Annotated in this window: 13 protein-coding genes and 2 pseudogenes; 4 read left to right on the top strand and 11 right to left on the bottom strand. The window is 73.7% G+C overall.

Translation table 11 applies throughout. The features are described from left to right. Positions 1-39: 39 nt before the first annotated feature. Positions 40-1,059, bottom strand: a complete 1,020-nt coding sequence (locus JQN84_RS09425; protein ID WP_204957949.1) for a 1-acyl-sn-glycerol-3-phosphate acyltransferase — start codon at positions 1,057-1,059, stop codon at positions 40-42. Further along, complete coding sequence (locus JQN84_RS09420; RefSeq protein ID WP_088645980.1) at positions 1,059-1,889, bottom strand: patatin-like phospholipase family protein; 831 nt, start codon at positions 1,887-1,889, stop codon at positions 1,059-1,061. Before JQN84_RS09420 ends, JQN84_RS09425 begins: the two co-directional genes overlap by 1 nt. A 194-nt stretch (positions 1,890-2,083) precedes the next feature. Between JQN84_RS09420 and JQN84_RS09415 the strand changes: the two genes are divergently transcribed. Then, positions 2,084-3,766, top strand: a complete 1,683-nt coding sequence (locus JQN84_RS09415; protein WP_204957948.1) for a serine/threonine-protein kinase — start codon at positions 2,084-2,086, stop codon at positions 3,764-3,766. A 28-nt stretch (positions 3,767-3,794) separates the two neighbouring features. Here JQN84_RS09415 and JQN84_RS09410 read toward each other — a convergent pair whose 3' ends face one another. From JQN84_RS09410 to JQN84_RS09375, 9 genes and pseudogenes are all read right to left on the bottom strand, one after another. Beyond that, on the bottom strand, positions 3,795-4,904 hold the full coding sequence (locus JQN84_RS09410; RefSeq protein ID WP_372445961.1) for a glycosyltransferase family 4 protein: 1,110 nt from the start codon (positions 4,902-4,904) through the stop codon (positions 3,795-3,797). Between the two features lie 190 nt (positions 4,905-5,094). Continuing rightward, positions 5,095-6,708, bottom strand: coding sequence for a S1C family serine protease (locus tag JQN84_RS09405; protein WP_204957947.1), 1,614 nt, complete (start codon positions 6,706-6,708; stop codon positions 5,095-5,097). Between the two features lie 84 nt (positions 6,709-6,792). Beyond that, positions 6,793-8,043: pseudogene (locus JQN84_RS09400) on the bottom strand (sensor histidine kinase); the annotation flags it as partial. A 137-nt stretch (positions 8,044-8,180) separates the two neighbouring features. After that, positions 8,181-8,346, bottom strand: a pseudogene (locus JQN84_RS32545) (two-component sensor histidine kinase); the annotation flags it as partial. Continuing rightward, positions 8,343-9,044, bottom strand: coding sequence for a response regulator transcription factor (locus JQN84_RS09395; protein ID WP_204957945.1), 702 nt, complete (start codon positions 9,042-9,044; stop codon positions 8,343-8,345). The gene JQN84_RS09395 and the pseudogene JQN84_RS32545, both read right to left, overlap by 4 nt. Before the next feature lie 109 nt (positions 9,045-9,153). Continuing rightward, positions 9,154-9,771, bottom strand: a complete 618-nt coding sequence (locus JQN84_RS09390; RefSeq protein WP_204957944.1) for a PadR family transcriptional regulator — start codon at positions 9,769-9,771, stop codon at positions 9,154-9,156. Next, positions 9,768-10,598, bottom strand: coding sequence for a DUF4097 family beta strand repeat-containing protein (locus tag JQN84_RS09385; protein WP_204957943.1), 831 nt, complete (start codon positions 10,596-10,598; stop codon positions 9,768-9,770). The genes JQN84_RS09390 and JQN84_RS09385 overlap by 4 nt, the downstream gene beginning before the upstream one ends. Positions 10,599-10,906: 308 nt before the next feature. Further along, positions 10,907-11,824 (bottom strand): lysophospholipid acyltransferase family protein, encoded by a 918-nt coding sequence (locus JQN84_RS09380; RefSeq protein WP_204957942.1) that lies wholly within the window; start codon positions 11,822-11,824, stop codon positions 10,907-10,909. Continuing rightward, on the bottom strand, positions 11,821-12,600 hold the full coding sequence (locus JQN84_RS09375) for a GNAT family N-acetyltransferase (RefSeq protein ID WP_204957941.1): 780 nt from the start codon (positions 12,598-12,600) through the stop codon (positions 11,821-11,823). Before JQN84_RS09375 ends, JQN84_RS09380 begins: the two co-directional genes overlap by 4 nt. 200 nt (positions 12,601-12,800) lie before the next feature. On the opposite strand from JQN84_RS09375, the gene JQN84_RS09370 reads away from it, so the two are divergent. The 3 genes from JQN84_RS09370 to JQN84_RS09360 all read left to right on the top strand — a co-directional run bounded on the left by JQN84_RS09370 (position 12,801) and on the right by JQN84_RS09360 (position 15,370). Beyond that, positions 12,801-13,466 carry a hotdog fold domain-containing protein gene (locus JQN84_RS09370; RefSeq protein WP_204957940.1) on the top strand — a complete coding sequence of 222 codons (666 nt, stop codon included), beginning with the start codon at positions 12,801-12,803 and terminating at the stop codon, positions 13,464-13,466. A gap of 150 nt (positions 13,467-13,616) precedes the next feature. Next, positions 13,617-14,549: an ABC transporter ATP-binding protein gene (locus JQN84_RS09365; protein WP_204957939.1), complete on the top strand. Its 933-nt coding sequence runs from the start codon at positions 13,617-13,619 to the stop codon at positions 14,547-14,549. Then, positions 14,546-15,370 (top strand): DUF2705 family protein, encoded by an 825-nt coding sequence (locus JQN84_RS09360; RefSeq protein ID WP_204957938.1) that lies wholly within the window; start codon positions 14,546-14,548, stop codon positions 15,368-15,370. Before JQN84_RS09365 ends, JQN84_RS09360 begins: the two co-directional genes overlap by 4 nt. Positions 15,371-15,571: the final 201 nt, after the last annotated feature.

The raw sequence follows: 15,571 nt of genomic DNA, 5'->3' as shown, positions 1-15,571 counted from the left end.
GCGGGAATGGCGGTGAACCTGTCGACCGTCACGGTGCGTTCACCCCGCCGTCACGCCGTCCCGGTTGTCGGCGATCCACCTGTCGATCCGGTCCCACCAGTCGAACAGCCAGTCGATCCGCTCCTGCCGGCCGGTCGGGACGTCCTCTGGCGGCACGGACCAGAACCGCATCACGATTCGTTTGTCCATCGGCAGTTCGCGCCACACGTCGGCGACGGTCAGCATCCGGTCCAGACCGGTGTGCGCCACGAAGATCACGCCGGCCTCCGGGGCGGCGTCCAGGGCGGCGAGCACCCCGCCTGGCTGCGGGGCGAGCACGTGCTGCATCCGCTCGGCGCGGACCGCCATCCGTTCCAGACCGAGCGCGCGCAGCTTGGCGATGGCCCGCAGCCGCCGGCCGGGGGTGAAGTTGCCGCCCTCCGGGAAGATCACGAAGGCGTCGTCGTCGTCCAGTCCGGTGGCCAGGTGACCGATCTGCCGGACCGCCGACCCCTTTCCGTCATCGGCGGCAATGAACCGGTTGGGCAGGCGGTTGAGCAGCACGTCGATCGCCGGATCCCACTGGAGCGCCTCCTTGAGCACGATCCGGGGCTCCCGCTGGAACCAGTTGACCAGGGAGTGGATCAGGATGAACGAGTCACCCGGGCCGGCGTGCCGGCAGAGCACCAGTTCCGGCCGGCCCGGCAGGGCGGTGTCCGGGTCGGTGCCGACCACGTCGATGCTCAGCCGCAGCGTCCACCGGGCCTGCCAGAACAGCACCCGCAGGAACCAGCCGGCGAGCACGTAGTGCGCCCGCTGGAAGGCAGGCGTGCGCTTCCACCTGCCGAACCCGCAGGCCAGCCAGAGCACGAAGAGGGCGACCAGCGCGGCGGCGTCCCAGACCAGGTAGACGCAGCCGATCCAGAGCAGCCGCAGCGGACGCAGCCGACCCGGCACGAACGGCGACGCGGCCAGCGCGAGCAGCGCCCAGACCGGCACCGTGGTCAGCACCGTGACCGCGAGCAGGATCACCCCGGGCGCGAACAGCAGCCGGCGTACCCACCGAGGGGGCAGCGGCATCAGCGGTCCAGGCTCGCCAGATAGTGCCGGGAGGCGGTGTAGGCGCGGCTGATCCGCCGCCCCACCGCCGCCATGTCCCGGTACGCCCACGGGCTGTCGTCGCGCGGTTCCAGCCCGCCGGTCGGCAGCACGTGCACCCGTACCCCCTCGGGCAGGGCGGCCATCTCCCGGGCGAACCGGTGCCGGCGGGCGATCTCGAACGCGACCTGGGCGATCTCCCACGGCCGGCGGGGCGGCGTCAGCTCCCGTTCGATCCGCCCCACCTGGAGGACGAAGATCTGCGTCGCGCCGACGGCGACCGCCTCGCCGATCGGGATCGAGTTGACGATCCCGCCGTCTATGTAGTGCTGGCCGTCGATCTGCGCCGGCGGCAGCAGCCCCGGCACGGAGGCGGAGGCGAGCACCGCCGACACCAGGGGTCCGGTGTGGAACCAGTGTTCGGCGGCCCGCTCGATGTTGGCCGCGCAGCAGCGGAACGGCACCTTCAGGTCGGCGAAGGTGGTGTCCGCGCCCAACTCCCCCTCCAGCAGCTTGCGCAGCGGCCGGGGCGAGTGCAGGTGGGTACGGGCGGCGAACCGGCGTAGTTGCCGGGCGACCGAGTCGCCGTAGACCTCGCTCGCCTCCGGGGAGGCCCAGAGCCGGACCAACCGGTCGGTGACCGCCTCGGACGGGTCGGCGGCGACCAGCGCGCCGTTGACCGCGCCGATCGAGGTGCCGAGCACGACGTCGGGGCGGATCCGGGCCCGGAACAGGGCACGCAGCATCCCCACCTCGACCGCGCCGAGCACTCCCCCGCCGCCGAGCACGAACGCCACCGGACCGCCACTCATGCCGTTCATCCTGGCACGCCACCGCCCGTGACCGTGGCGCAGCCGCTGGTCACCGCCGCGCGCGCCCCGGCACCGGTGGCGGTGGGCGAACACACCACTGCGGAGGGTCATCGGGCAACTGGACAACCGTTGACAGGGGGGACACATTCCCGCAACCTGACACCACCCCGAACCCCAGGCAGGTGCGAACACTGATGGCAGCCCTGAACGCCGGTAGGTTGCTGGCCCGCAGGTACCGGCTCCTCGACAGGATCGGGGCCGGCGGGATGTCGGTGATCTGGCGGGCCCGCGACGAGGTGCTCGACCGGGTCGTCGCGGTCAAGGTGCTCGCGCCGTCGCTGGCCGCCGACGCCCGGTTCCGGGACATGGTGCGCGAGGAGGCGCGCTCGGCCGCCCAGCTGGTCCACCCGCACGTGACCGCGGTGCACGACTACGGCGAGGCGCTCGCCCCGGACGGCGAGATCACCTCGTTCGTGGTGATGGAGCTGCTCACCGGCGAGGAGTTGGAGCACCGGCTGAGCGAGGGGCCGTTGCCCTGGCCGGAGGCGGTCGAGATCGGTGCCCAGGTGGCCGAGGCGCTGGCGGCGGCGCACCGGCTCGGCATCGTGCACCGGGACATCACCCCGGCGAACGTGATGATGACCCGGGTCGGCGCGAAGGTGCTCGACTTCGGCATCGCCACCCAGGTCGGCACCCCCGACGACGACGAGGACGGCGGCACCTTCGGCACCCCGGCGTACGTCGCGCCGGAACGGTTGGACGGTGCGCCGGCCCAGCCGTCGACCGACGTCTACTCCCTCGGCGTGCTGCTCTACGAGACGCTGACCGGGCAGCCGCCGTACCTGGCGGAGACCTGGGAGCAGCTCGCCGCGGCGATCGCCGACGAGCGGCCGCCGGTGCTGGACGGCGTACCGGGGCTGCCCCCGGTGGTGGTCGATGTCTGTCTGCGCTGCCTGGCCCGGGATCCGCAGGAACGGCCGACCGCGCACCAGGTCGCCACCGCCCTGCGCGACCAGTTGCTGCCGGGTGATCCGCAGGCCGCCACGATGCTCTCCCCGACTGTCACCCTGCCCGCCGTCGCCGGGGCCGACGCCCCGGGCGACCGGCCCACCGCGCCGGTCGCCGGGACCGGCCTGGCCGCCGCCGGCGCGGCAACAGGCATCGGTGCGGCAGCGGCGGGCGGTGCCGGATCGGCGGGCCCCGGTGACGGCAGCGCGCCGGCCGGCCGGGCCGCGGTCGGTGGTGCGGCCGGGGCCGGGGCGACGACGGGCACCGGTACCCCGGACGCCCGGCACGCGGGCCCGGGCGGTCCGGGTGACACGGCCGCCGAACCGGAGCTGCTGCCGCCGTCGCGCCGCCCGCTGGTGGCGGTGGGGGTGCTGGTGGTGCTGACCGCGGCGGCGGTCCTTCTGCTCGCCCCGCTGCTGGAACCCGGCACCCACTCCCCGCCGGTGGCCGGGCGGACCGAGACCCCGGCGGGCGAACCGACACCGTCGCGTACCCAACCGGCGGCGGACCCCACCCCGCCACCGGCGCCCCGACGGGCCACCACCGCACCCGCACCGTCGCGTCCGCCGGCCACCACCCCGGACGGGGGCCAGGGCGGCGGCGGGTTGACCGAGGCCGCCGACCGGCTGCGCCGGCTGATCGACGACGGGGTCCGCACCGGCGAGGTCCGCGAGGACGTCGGTCTGGACCTGCGCAACGTGCTGGCGAACCTGACCCGGTCCGCCGCCGCGGGCAGCTCCGACGTGCCGGCGCAGGTGACCGCGCTCCGCGAGAAGGTCACCCGCCGCGTCGACGAGGGGGGCATCACCCAGGCGTACGGCCGGCAGCTCGACGCCGCCGTGCGGGACCTGGCCGCGACCACCGTCTGAGCCTGCGCGCCGTCGGGTCGCGCGCCCGTCAGCGGGTACGCAGCCCGACGGGCCGGCGCACGGTCGGGGCGGTGCCGAACGCGACGGACCGGTAGACCGCCTCGTAGCCGAGGGCCATCCGCCCGGTGGAGAAGTGCTCGGCCACGTGCGCGGTGCAGGCCGCCGGGTCGAGCCGGACCACCTCGCGCAGGGCCGCCGGCAACTCCCGGGCGTGGTCGCGGACCAGCCCGGTCACCCCGTCCACCACCACCTCGGGCACCGCGCCCCGGCGCAGCGCCACCACCGGCGTGCCGGTCGCCATGGCCTCCACCATCACCATGCCGAACGGCTCCTCCCACTGGATCGGCATGATCAGGCAGCGGGCGTCGACCAGCAGCCGCAGCGTCGCCTCCCGGTCGGCGTTCATCACCACGTCGACGTCGTGGCCGAGCATCGGCTGGACCACCTCGGCGAAGTACCGGCGTTCGGCGGGCTCGTTGCACTTGCCGGCCAGGGTGAGCGGGAGGCCGGCCGCCCGGCAGGCCCGGATCGCCGTGTCGGGGCCCTTGTCCGGGCTGAACCGGGCCAGCCAGAGCACCGGACCCCGGCCGGGCGCCCGCTTGACCGGCACGTCCCGGCTGTCCAGCGCGTTGTGCACCGTGCCCACCCAGGGCAGGGTGGGGTTGGCCCGCCGTTGGGCGTGCGAGATGGCCACCAGGCCCACCCCGTGGTCGGTGTCGCCGAGCACCGCCCCGTACTCGCCGACCGGGTTGCCGTGCACGGTGGCCACGGTGGGCACCGCGCGGCGGCCGGCCACCAGCGGCCCGATCGTGGTGTGGTCGTGGATGACGTCGAAGTCGGCGGCGGAGACCAGCCGGTTGATCCGGGCCAGGTGGGCCAGCTCCGGCAACGACTCACCCAGCCGGTCGTACTGCAACTCGTCGATCGTGGAGACGAAGTCGGCGGTGGTGCCGTGCTGCCGGCCGGCCCCGAAGAGGGTCACCCGGTGGCCGTGCCCGACCAGCGCGTCCACCAGCCCGTGCACCACCTGCTCCAGCCCGCCGTACCCCGGTGGGGGCACCGACAGCCAGGGTGGCACGAGCATCGCGACCCGCAGTGGCGGCCCGGACGGCGGACGTTCCGACGGACGGTGGGTCACTGCCACGAATCCTCCCCCGTTGTCCCGGTCCGGCAGGCGTGTCCGGCGGGATCGGCGGCGATTTCCCCCTGGCCGGACACGCAAACGCGCCCCGGCCGGGTGGGGCCCGTCCGGGGCGCGTGCGGCGGCGGGCGGTGGAGCCAACCCCCTTGGCTCCGCCGCCCGCCGCCCGGAGGAGGCAGGTATCTGGTTACGACGTCTCGGCGAGCGTCACGGTTGCAGTCGCCTCGGCACCATTTCGCTTGTAGGTCACCTGGACCCGGTCGCCGACCTTGCCGGCCTGCACCGCACCGACCAGATCGTTGGAGTCGTTGATCACCGTGTCGCCGAACTTGGTGATCACGTCGCCGCGCTGGATGCCGGCCTTCTCGGCGGCGCTGCCCCCGGTGACGGCGGCCACCAGCGCCCCGCCGTCCTCGGCCGCGTTGACGCTGACCCCCAGGGACGGGTGGCTGATCTTCTCGCCACGCTGGAGCTTCTCGGCGACGTCCTTGGCCTTGTTGCTCGGGATGGCGAAGCCGACCCCGATGTTGCCGGTGCTGCCCTGCCCGGCGGTGGCGATGGCGGTGTTGATGCCGATCACCTCGCCCCGGGTGTTGACCAGCGCGCCGCCGGAGTTACCCGGGTTGATCGGGGCGTCGGTCTGGAGCAGGCCGGAGATCGAGCTGGCACCGCCCTGCGGAGACTGCTGCGGGCCGTCGCCGCTGCCGGCCTGGATGGTGCGGTCGCGGGCGCTGAGGATGCCGGCGGTCACCGAACCCTGCAGGCCGAGCGGGCTGCCCAGGGCGAGCACCTGGTCGCCCACCTGCATGGCGTCGCTGTCGCCGAACTTCGCCGCCTTGAGGTTGTCCAGGCCGCTGGTCTGGACCACCGCGAGGTCGGTCTTCGGGTCCGTGCCGCGGATCTCGGCGGGGGCGGACTTGCCGTTGGCGAAAACCACCCGGACGGTCTTGCCGGAGGCGGACGCGACCACGTGGTTGTTGGTCAGCACGAAGCCGTCGGCGCTGAGGATCACACCCGACCCCTCACCGTTGTCGGTGATGATCGAGACCACGCTGTCCTGCACCGACGCCGCGATCTTCGGCAGGTCGGCGCTGTTGATCACCGGCGCGGCCGAGTAGTTGCGGGTGATGCCGCCCCGGTCGCCGTCGACCGCCAGGGCGAGCGCGCCACCGGCCACGCCGGAGCCGAGCATCAGCGCGAAGACCGCCACCCCGGCGCCGACGAACTTGGCCACCTTGCCGGCCTGCGGCGCCGGGGTGGGCGTCCACGGGGTCGGCTGGCCGGGGTGCTGCGGACCGCCCTGCCCCGGGTAGCCGGCGGACGGCTGGCCCGCGCCGGGCTGACCGTAGCCGACACCTGGCTGACCGGGGTAGCCGGCCGACGGGGTGGCCGCACCCGGCTGGCCGGGACGGTGCTGGCCGGGGTAGCCACCGGCCCACCCGGACTGCTGCTGGCCGGGCTGGTAGCCGGCCGACGGGTACTGCCCCGCCGGGGCGTGGCCCGGGTAGCCGGAGGACCCGGAATAGCCGGGCCGGTACGCCTGGTCGCCGCCACCGGACGGGTACGGGGAGGACTGCGGATACCCGGCGGCGGGCGACGCGTACGGCGACGCGGGCGACGCGTACGCCGGTCCGGGGTTGGCCGTGCCGGCCGGCTCCCCCGCGGTGCCGGCGGCCTGACCGGGGGTGTTGGGGGTGTCGGACTCGCCGCGCGTGGCGCGGGACGGCTCGGCGGAGGGGTGCGACGGCTCGGCGTCGGAGGAAGCCGGCCGACGCTGCGGGTCGGTCTCGAACTCGGTCATGCCCCCTAGTTTTCCCCGTCGCACTGTCACCCACCTGGAACCCGCCTGGAAGTTTTCTGAAAGTCACCACGGGGTCGGTGAGGGTTACTCCGGGTCGCCGTCGACCACGGGCAGCAGGGGCAGCCGGACCCGGAAGGTGGCTCCGCCGCCCGGGGTCTCGTCCACCTCGACGGTGCCCTGGTGGGCGGTGACCAGTGCCGCGACGATGGCCAGGCCCAGTCCGGTGCTGGTGATCCCGCTGGCCCGGCGGGTCCGGGCCGCGTCGGCGCGGTAGAACCGTTCGAAGACCCGTTCGGCCTGCTCCGGGGCGAGTCCCGGCCCGGTGTCCACCACTTCCACCACTGCCGTGTTCCCGTCCTCGGAACACAACCGCAGGGTCACCGACGCCTCCGGCGGGGTGTGCGTCAACGCGTTGGTCATCAGGTTGCCGATCACCTGACGCAGGCGGGCGTCGTCGGCGTACACCACCAGCGGGCCCGAGTTCGGGGTGATCTCCAGCTCGATGTGCCGTTCGGGGGCGACCACCCGGGCCGCCTCGACCGCCTCGGAGGCGAGCACCGGCAGCTCCACCGGGGCCAGCGACAGCGGGCGTTCCCGGTCCAGCCGGGCGAGCAGCAGCAGATCCTCCACCAGCAGCCCCATCCGGGCCGCCTCGTCCTCGATGCGGCGCAGCAGGTCGGCGGTCTGCTCGGGGGCGCGGGCCGCGCCCTGCCGGTACAGCTCGGCGAAGCCCCGGATGGTGGTCAGCGGGGTACGCAGTTCGTGCGAGGCGTCCGCGACGAACTGCCGCATCCGCTCCTCCGACCGCCGGGCGCGGGCCTCGGACGCCAGCGCGGCGTGCGCCGCGTCCCGGGCGCCGGCCTCGGCCGTACGGGCCGCCATCTCCGAGGCGGCGCGGGCGGTGAAGGCGGCCTCGATCTGAGCCAGCATCGCGTTCAACGCCCGGGAGAGCCGGCCCAGCTCGGAGGTGGCGCACTCCTGCCCCTCCTCGGGGTCGGGCACCCGGCGGGTCAGGTCACCACCGGCGATCGCGGCGGCCGTCCGTTCGATCTCCACCAGCGGTTTCAGGCTGGTCCGCACGATGGCCGCGCCGATCGAGGCGAGCAGGATCAGCACCGCCCCGCCGACCAGCATGTCTATCCAGATCAACCGCTTGACGGCCAGGTCGACGTCGGTGAGGTGCTGCCCGACGGCGAGCACCCGGCCGTCGGAGAGTTCCCGGTAGAGCATCCGCCACCGTTCCCGGCCGTCCTGGGACCGGACCGTGAACGGTTCGCCCTCGTCGGCCCGGAAACCGGGCAGGTCAGCCGGGACCGGAGGAAGGTCGTCCGGTTCGAGCGCCGGGTCGTACCCGATGAACCGGGAGGTGTCCTCGTCGGCGAGCGCGACGACGTAGTCGGTGGGCAGCGCGGCCTTGACCCGTCCGCTCTCCAGGTCCGGCAGCGCCCGGCCGACCTGGACGCTGGCCGACTGCAGCTCGCCGTCGACCTGCCCGATCAGGTACTCCCGCAGGAAGTACGTGGTGAGCGAGCTGATCACCACGAGGGCGACGGCGACCAGGGTGAGTACCGCCGCGACCAGCTTGACCCGTAGCGGAACGCTCCGGATCCGTCCCTTCGCCTCGTCGAGCGGGCTCACGCCGCCGGCTTGCGCAGGACGTAGCCCACGCCGCGCAGGGTGTGGATCAGACGGGGCTGGGTGTTGTCGACCTTGCGGCGCAGGTACGAGATGTAGGACTCGACGATGTTGTCGTCGCCCCGGAAGTCGTAGTTCCACACGTGGTCGAGGATCTGCGCCTTGGACAGCACCCGGTTGGCGTTGAGCATCAGGTACCGCAGCAGCTTGAACTCGGTCGGCGAGAGCTGCACCCGCTGGCCGGCCCGGTGCACCTCGTGGGTCTCCTCGTCCAGCTCCAGGTCGGCGAAGGTGAGCCGGGAGGGGGCGTGCTCGCCGGTGGCCGTACGCCGCAGCACCGCCCGGATCCGGGCGGTCAGCTCCTCCAGGCTGAACGGCTTGGTGACGTAGTCGTCGCCGCCCAGGGTGAGCCCACGGATCTTGTCGTCGGTGGCGTCCCGGGCGGTCAGGAACACCACCGGGGTACGCGTGCCGCCCTCGCGCAGCATCCGGATGACCTCGAAGCCGTCCAGGTCGGGCAGCATCACGTCGAGCACCACCAGGTCGGGACGGTGGTCCTTGGCCGCGTTCAGGGCCGCGCTGCCACTGGTGGCGGTCGCCACGTCGAACCCCGCGAAGCGGAGGCTGGCGGAGAGCAGTTCGAGGATGTTGGGGTCGTCCTCGACGACGAGCAGTCGCGCCTCGGTCTGGGTAGCGGCCATGCTGGCCATCATCCGTGACGTCGCTGCGCCGGCGCTGGACGGTTCCTGCAAAAAACCTGTGAAGCCGTCCACGCCGGCCGGGGTGACGGTCGGTGCCCGGCGGTGGCCGTCACCGCAGCAGCCGACGCAACCCGTCCAACGCACCGTCGAGCACCCGGATCGCCGTGCGCAGCTGGGTGTCGCTGAGCCGGCCGGCCCGGACCAGGGCCCCGACCTCGACGGTGAACTCGGCCAGCCGCTTGTCGAACTCGGCCAGCAGGGGCGGGCCGCCGGTGGTGGGGGTCGCCGGGCCGGGCGGGCCGGAGGCGGCCGGACGGTCCCAGCGGGTCTGCCGGGTCTGCCGGGTGGCCTCGCGCAGCTCCCGTTTGAGGTCACGCACCGAGCCGCGTACCTCGGTCTGGATCTCCCCGGCCAGCGCGGAGAGATCCTGCACCGAGGCCGAGATGTCGGATTCCAGGGCGGTCAGCTCGTCGGCACGCTGCCGCAGCTCGGCCCGGCCCCCCTCGGTGATCTCGTAGACCTTGCGGCCACCGGCGGCGGTGTGGGTGACCAGCCCGTCGGCCTCCAGCCGTTGCAGCCGGGGGTAGATGGTGCCGGCGCTGGGGGCGTACAGGCCGAGGAAGCGCTCCTCCAGCAGCCGGATCAGCTCGTAGCCGTGCTTGGGGCCGTCGTCGAGCAGCCGGAGCAGGTAGAGCCGCAGCCGCCCGTGACTGAACACGGCGGTCACGGCAGCTCCTCCTGGTCGGCGTCCACCGGCCGGGCGAGCAGCGCGATGCTGCCGGAGGTCGCGGACACCCAGAGCTTACCCGCGCCCGCGCCGAGCACTCCGTGGCTGTCCTTGACCGGTCCGACGCCGACCCCGCCACTGACCTGGGGGAAACCGCTGGTGATCCGGCCCGAGGTGGTGTGCAGGTGGACGGCGAGGTCGCTGTCCTCGCGGACCCGTACGGTGATCGGCCCGGAGATGGTGGTGAGCCGGATGTCGCTGTGCCGGGGATTGTCCAGGTCGCAGGTGATCGCTCCGGAGACGGTGGTGGCGTGCACCCGGCCGGCCGCGCTGTCGGCGAGGGTCACCTCGCCGGAGACCGTGTTCAGCAGGAGGTCGCCGGTGACGCCGAGCGCCTCGACCGGGCCGGAGACGATCCGCGCGTCGGTGCGCCCGGCCAGGCCCATCAGGGTGATCTGCCCGGAGGTGACGTCCACCGTGGTGTCGTGGGACAGCCCGGAGGCGACCAGCGTGCCGTCGACCAGGTGCAGGTCGGCCAGGGTCCCGGTGGGGACGGCGATGGACACCTCGGCCCGGAACCGGCGGCCGAGCTGACCGAGCCACCAGAGGAACCCGGGCCGGCGGGGTGGCCGCTCGTGCCCGATCCGCAGGACGCCGTCGCGGTGCTCGACGATGACCGGCCGGCTGCTGACCCGGGTGACGTCGACCCGGGCCGGGCCGTCGGTGCCGACCACGTTGAGCCGCCCGGTGATCAGGCGTACGTCGAGCCGGGTGACCGGGCCCTCGACGGCGATCCGTTGTGGTCTGTCGAGCTTCCAGCTGGCCATGACGTCTCCCTCCGGGGGCCACGGCCGACGGCCGCGCCACTGCACGGAGGAAGCATAACGCGATACATCGCGATAGAACAAGACTGTCGCGACCAACGCCGAAGGGACCTCCCGACACGCTGCCGGGTGGTCCCTTGCGTGTTTCTGCGGGCAGCCTGATCCGGAGTCGGCGGGGGAGCTTCACTCCGGCGACGGGTATTCCTGTCCGTCATATTTATGCCACAGCGTCATACCTTCCTCCCTCGGTAAGTAGATCCGTCGGGGTCACCTCGCGTAACGGAGTGGGAAGGGCCGCCTCCGGCGGTCCCTCAGGCGGCCAGGCCGAGCCCCGCCCCGGCGGCCACCGGGCCGGGCACGGCCACCGGGCCGACGGCAGCCAGGGTGGGACGGCTGACGACCGGGCGGGGCGGGAGCAGGTGCACTGCCGACTCGGCGGCACGGGCCAGCACCCGGCGGTCCGCGCCGGGGACCGGGTGCAGGGCGGCGGCCACCGCGACATCGACGACCAGGTCGCGGGCGGCCAGCACCCGGCGTACCGAGCGCCACAGCGTCTCGTCGCCGAGGAAGGCGGCGGTGGTGGTCGTCGCCCCGGTGGCAGCAGAGCGGTAACTGATCCGCACCGGCACGACGGGGGCGCCGGCGTCGACCGCCGCCTGGAAGACCGCCGGCCGGAAGCCCCGCCGGGGCCGACAGCCGGCCGGCGGGACGACGCCGCACCAGGTCGTACCCTCGGGAAAGACCGCGACCGGGTGACCGGCGCGCAGGGTGGCCGCGAGCCGGGCCACCGTGCCCGGCAGGTCCCGGGGCCGCGACCGGTCGACGAAGACCGCGCCACCGGCGCGCGCCAGCAGCCCCAGCACCGGCCAGTTCCGCACCTCCCGCTTGGCCAGCAGCCGGGCCGGCGCGACCGCCAGCACCGCGAGCACGTCCAGCCAGGAGACATGGTTGGCGACCAGCAGCGCCCGTCGTCGGGGCAGCCGCCCACGCACCACCAGCCGTACCCCGAGCACCCCGGCGGTCCGCCGGGCCCAGGCCCGCAGCACCGCCGCCCGCCGCGCCGCCGGCAGCACCGGCAGCAGTACGGCCATGCCGGCCCCGGCCAGCAGCATCCCGAGTACGCCCAGCAGCCGGGCCACCTGCCGCACCGGCGACGCCCCGGCCCGCCCCTCCCCCGGCAGGCAGTCCGGCCCGCAGCCGGCGGTCGGTCGCCACAACTCGGCGCTCACCGGGCCTGCCCGCCCAGGAAGTGCCGGCGGTAGCGCGGGTTCATCCGGTCCAACGAGAACAGCAGGTAGAAGTCGGCACAGCGGAAGTCCGGGTCGTACGCCGGTTCCCCGGCGATCCACGCGCCGAGCCGCAGGTAGCCGCGGACCAGCGGAGGGATCAGCGCCCGCCCGGCGGGGTCCCCGGTGGCCGACTCCGGTGCCACCGCGCCCGGCTCGGCGAACCACGGCCGCAGCGGGCGGACCCGCATCAGCGGGGGTGCGAGGTGCCCCGCCCGGCCCAGCGCCCACGTCTCGGCGACGGCACGACCCCCGTCGCCGACCGGCACCGAGGCGCAGCCGCCCAGCCAGTTCACCCCGCGCAGGTGCAGGTAACGGGTCAGTCCCGCCCACATCAGGTTGAGCACCGCGCCGGTGCGGTGCTCCGGGTGCACGCAGGAACGACCGGTCTCGACCAGCAGGTCGCGCAGCGGGTCGAGCGGGGTCAGGTCGAACTCGCCGGCGGCGTACCGGCGGTCGGTGCGTCCGGGGGGCAGCAGCCGGTAGGTGCCGACCACCGCGCCGGTGCGCTCCTCGCGGACGATCAGGTGGTCGCAGTGCACGTCGAGGTCGTCGGTGTCCAGCCCGGCGGCACCCGGGCGCAGGGTCGCGCCGAGTTCGGTGGCGAACACCTCGTGGCGCAGGCGTTGCGCGGCCGCGACCTCGGTCGGGTCGTCGGCGATCAGCAGGGTGTATCCACTGGTCGTCAGGGGTGCGCCAGCGGCATGCAGAACAGCCATGGGACCTGTGTAGGTGCCCCGGGTTGCCGGGCTCCCGGGGACGGGTGTCGATCCGGTGAACGCCTGCCGGCGGGACCGGGCCCGGTGTGACCGGGGTGGCCTACGGGGCCGGCGGGGCGGTTGGGTGGCAGGGCCGGCGCGTGCGAGGCTGCCTGCGGGCGCCCGGTGGTCGGTCCGGGCCGACGACCGGCGGAGGGGCGATGATCATCGAAGCGCGGTACCAGGGGCCGGCCGGCACGGGCAACGGCGGCTGGAGCGCGGGGATCTTCGCCGGGGCGTACGGCGTGGACGGTCCGGTCGAGGTGACGTTGCGTCGTCCGCCGCCGCTGGACACCCCGCTCACCCTCGCCGACGGCGACGTGCTCGACCCCGACGGCCGGCTGGTCGCCGAGGTACGCCCGGCCGGCACTCCGCCCGCCCCGGTGCCCCCGGTGGATCCGGCGACCGCACGGGCCGCCTCGGCCGGCTACCCGGGGCTGGTGGACCACCCCTTCCCCGGCTGCTACGTCTGCGGCCCGGAGCACCCGGACGGCCTGCGGATCCACCCCGGGCGGCTGCCCGACGGCCGGACCGCCGCGCCGTGGCGGACGCCCGCGCGGGTGACCGCGCCGACGGTGTGGGCGGCGCTGGACTGTCCCGGGGGCTGGGCGGTGATCGCCCCGGGCCGGCCGTACGTGCTGGGCCGGCTCGCCGTCACGCTGGACGCGCTGCCCGAGCCGGGCGGGGAGTACGTGGTCACCGGGGCGGTGGACACCGTCGAGGGACGCCTGGCGGTGGTGCGTACCAGCCTCTACGACGGCGTCGGTGGGCTGCTGGCCCGGGCCCGCGCCACCTGGGTCGCGCTGCCTGCCGAGCCTCGTCCCTGAGGACGACCCGCTCCTGCCTGAGTCGGAGCATGACCTACCGACCGGGACTGATGGCGTAGCTTGACCTGACCAGCAAGGCTGGCAGCGGCGCATTCCGCAACGGCGTCGCAGATCGCGGTGCCCCGCGCGCCGCCGCACGGGAGGAGAACGATGTCCGACGGGCAGTGGAGCCCCAGCACCGGCCAGATCGTCGTGTCCGGTTTGACCAAGCAGTACAAGAACGTACGGGCCGTCGACAACCTGTCCTTCTCGGTCGAGTCCGGTCGGGTGACCGGCTTCCTCGGCCCGAACGGGGCAGGCAAGACGACCACCCTGCGGATGCTGCTGAACCTGGTCACCCCGAGCGGTGGCACGGCGACCATCGGCGGCCGGCGGTACGCCGACCTGACCGACCCGCTGCGGCACGTGGGCGCGGTGCTGGAGGCGTCCAGCGCGCACAAGGGCCGTACCGGCATCAACCATCTGCGGGTGATCTGCGCGGCGGCCGGCCTGCCCCGCAGCCGGGCCGACGAGGCGCTGGCCCTGGTCGGGCTCACCCCGGCGGCGAAGCGCAAGTTCAAGGGCTACTCGCTGGGCATGAAGCAGCGGCTCGGCATCGCCGCCGCGATGCTCGGCAACCCCCAGGTGCTGATCCTCGACGAGCCGGCCAACGGTCTGGACCCGGAGGGCATCCGCTGGATGCGTGGCTTCCTCAAGGGGCTGGCCCACGAGGGACGCACGGTGCTGGTCTCCAGCCACCTGCTGTCCGAGATGCAACTCCTCGCCGACGACGTGGTGATCATCGCGGCGGGCAAGCTGATCCGGCAGGGGCCGGTGGAGCAGGTGCTCGGCTCGATGGCGCAGGGCGGCCGGGTACGGGTGCGCACCCCGCAGGCCGAGGAGCTGACCGTGGCGCTGCGTGAGCAGTCGGCGACGGTGGAGACCGACGAGCATGGCGTCCTGCTGGTCAGCGGGGTGGACGCGCCGGTGATCGGGCGGGTCGCGCTGGCCGCCAAGGTCGAGCTGCACGAACTGACCCCGGAACGACCCGACCTGGAACGGGTGTTCCTGGAGCTGACGGCCGGGAAGGCGGGCATCCGATGAACCTGGTCCGATCCGAGCTGTTGAAGATCCGTACCACCAGCACCTGGTGGATCTTCGGGCTGATCACGGTGCCGCTGTGGGCGCTCACCGCCCTGATCAACTGGTTGCAGACCGACGCGCTGGCCAGCAACAACTTCGGCGACGTGCCGGCCGAGCAGGCCGACCAGATCCAGGCCGCGCAGTCGGTGGACAGCCTGGCCGCCAACGTCTACACCAACGGGCAGTTCTTCGGTCTGATGATCGTGATGCTGCTCGGCATCATCGTGGTGACCAGCGAGTTCTTCCACCAGACGGTCACCACGACCTTCCTCACCGTGCCGCACCGCACGGCGGTGATGCTGGCCAAGCTGGCCGCTGCAGCCGTGCTGGCCGTGCTGTTCTGGCTGGTCACCACCATGTTCAACCTGGCCTTCGGGGCACTGGTGATGAACAGCGTCGACCTGGGCTCGCAGCTCGGCAACGGCGCGGTCTGGCGGGCCACCGCGCTCAACGGCCTGGCGTACCTGCTCTGGTCGGTGCTCGGCGTCGGGATCGGGGTGCTGATCCGCAGCCAGATCGGCGCCACGGTCACCGGCATCCTGCTCTACCTGGGCGGGGCGGTCGGCGCGGCCATCGCGATCAACATCCTGGCCGCCCGCTGGGGTGACTGGATCAACGACCTCCAGGTGCTGGTGCCCTCGCTGGCGTCGTCGCTGATGGTCAGCGGTACCGAGATCCCGGGCAACCCGCCGCGCTGGGCGGGTGCGGTGGTCCTCATCGGCTACGCGGTGGTGGCCGGCGCGATCGGCACGCTCACCATGCGGCGACGGGACATCTCCTGACCCGACCGGTTCTCCGGCCCGGCCCGGCGCGACGACCCGTCGCGCCGGGCCGACGTCGTTCCCGGGCGGTCCGGCCGGGGCGACGCTCCGCCGGCACCCGCTCCGGTACGGAGTCGGCGGAACACGAAGAGCTGATTGACTTTCGACATCTTCTGTGAAACCGCCCACCCCTTGGAGGTGGAAATGCCTATCGTATTTGCA

Source organism: Micromonospora humidisoli (assembly GCF_016900955.1).
Classification (GTDB): domain Bacteria; phylum Actinomycetota; class Actinomycetes; order Mycobacteriales; family Micromonosporaceae; genus Micromonospora; species Micromonospora wenchangensis.
Note: the sequence above shows the minus strand (reverse complement) of the source record. Positions and strands in the feature narration are given on the sequence as shown.

What these genes read in the sequence shown, in the direction of transcription:
- JQN84_RS09365 (WP_204957939.1), top strand. Translation starts at nt 13,617, where the DNA reads ATGTCCGACGGGCAGTGGAGCCCCAGCACCGGCCAGATCGTCGTGTCC.
- JQN84_RS09420 (WP_088645980.1), bottom strand. Translation starts at nt 1,889, where the DNA reads ATGAGTGGCGGTCCGGTGGCGTTCGTGCTCGGCGGCGGGGGAGTGCTC.
- JQN84_RS09385 (WP_204957943.1), bottom strand. Translation starts at nt 10,598, where the DNA reads ATGGCCAGCTGGAAGCTCGACAGACCACAACGGATCGCCGTCGAGGGC.
- JQN84_RS09395 (WP_204957945.1), bottom strand. Translation starts at nt 9,044, where the DNA reads ATGGCCGCTACCCAGACCGAGGCGCGACTGCTCGTCGTCGAGGACGAC.
- JQN84_RS09360 (WP_204957938.1), top strand. Translation starts at nt 14,546, where the DNA reads ATGAACCTGGTCCGATCCGAGCTGTTGAAGATCCGTACCACCAGCACC.
- JQN84_RS09415 (WP_204957948.1), top strand. Translation starts at nt 2,084, where the DNA reads ATGGCAGCCCTGAACGCCGGTAGGTTGCTGGCCCGCAGGTACCGGCTC.
- JQN84_RS09405 (WP_204957947.1), bottom strand. Translation starts at nt 6,708, where the DNA reads ATGACCGAGTTCGAGACCGACCCGCAGCGTCGGCCGGCTTCCTCCGAC.
- JQN84_RS09375 (WP_204957941.1), bottom strand. Translation starts at nt 12,600, where the DNA reads ATGGCTGTTCTGCATGCCGCTGGCGCACCCCTGACGACCAGTGGATAC.
- JQN84_RS09425 (WP_204957949.1), bottom strand. Translation starts at nt 1,059, where the DNA reads ATGCCGCTGCCCCCTCGGTGGGTACGCCGGCTGCTGTTCGCGCCCGGG.
- JQN84_RS09370 (WP_204957940.1), top strand. Translation starts at nt 12,801, where the DNA reads ATGATCATCGAAGCGCGGTACCAGGGGCCGGCCGGCACGGGCAACGGC.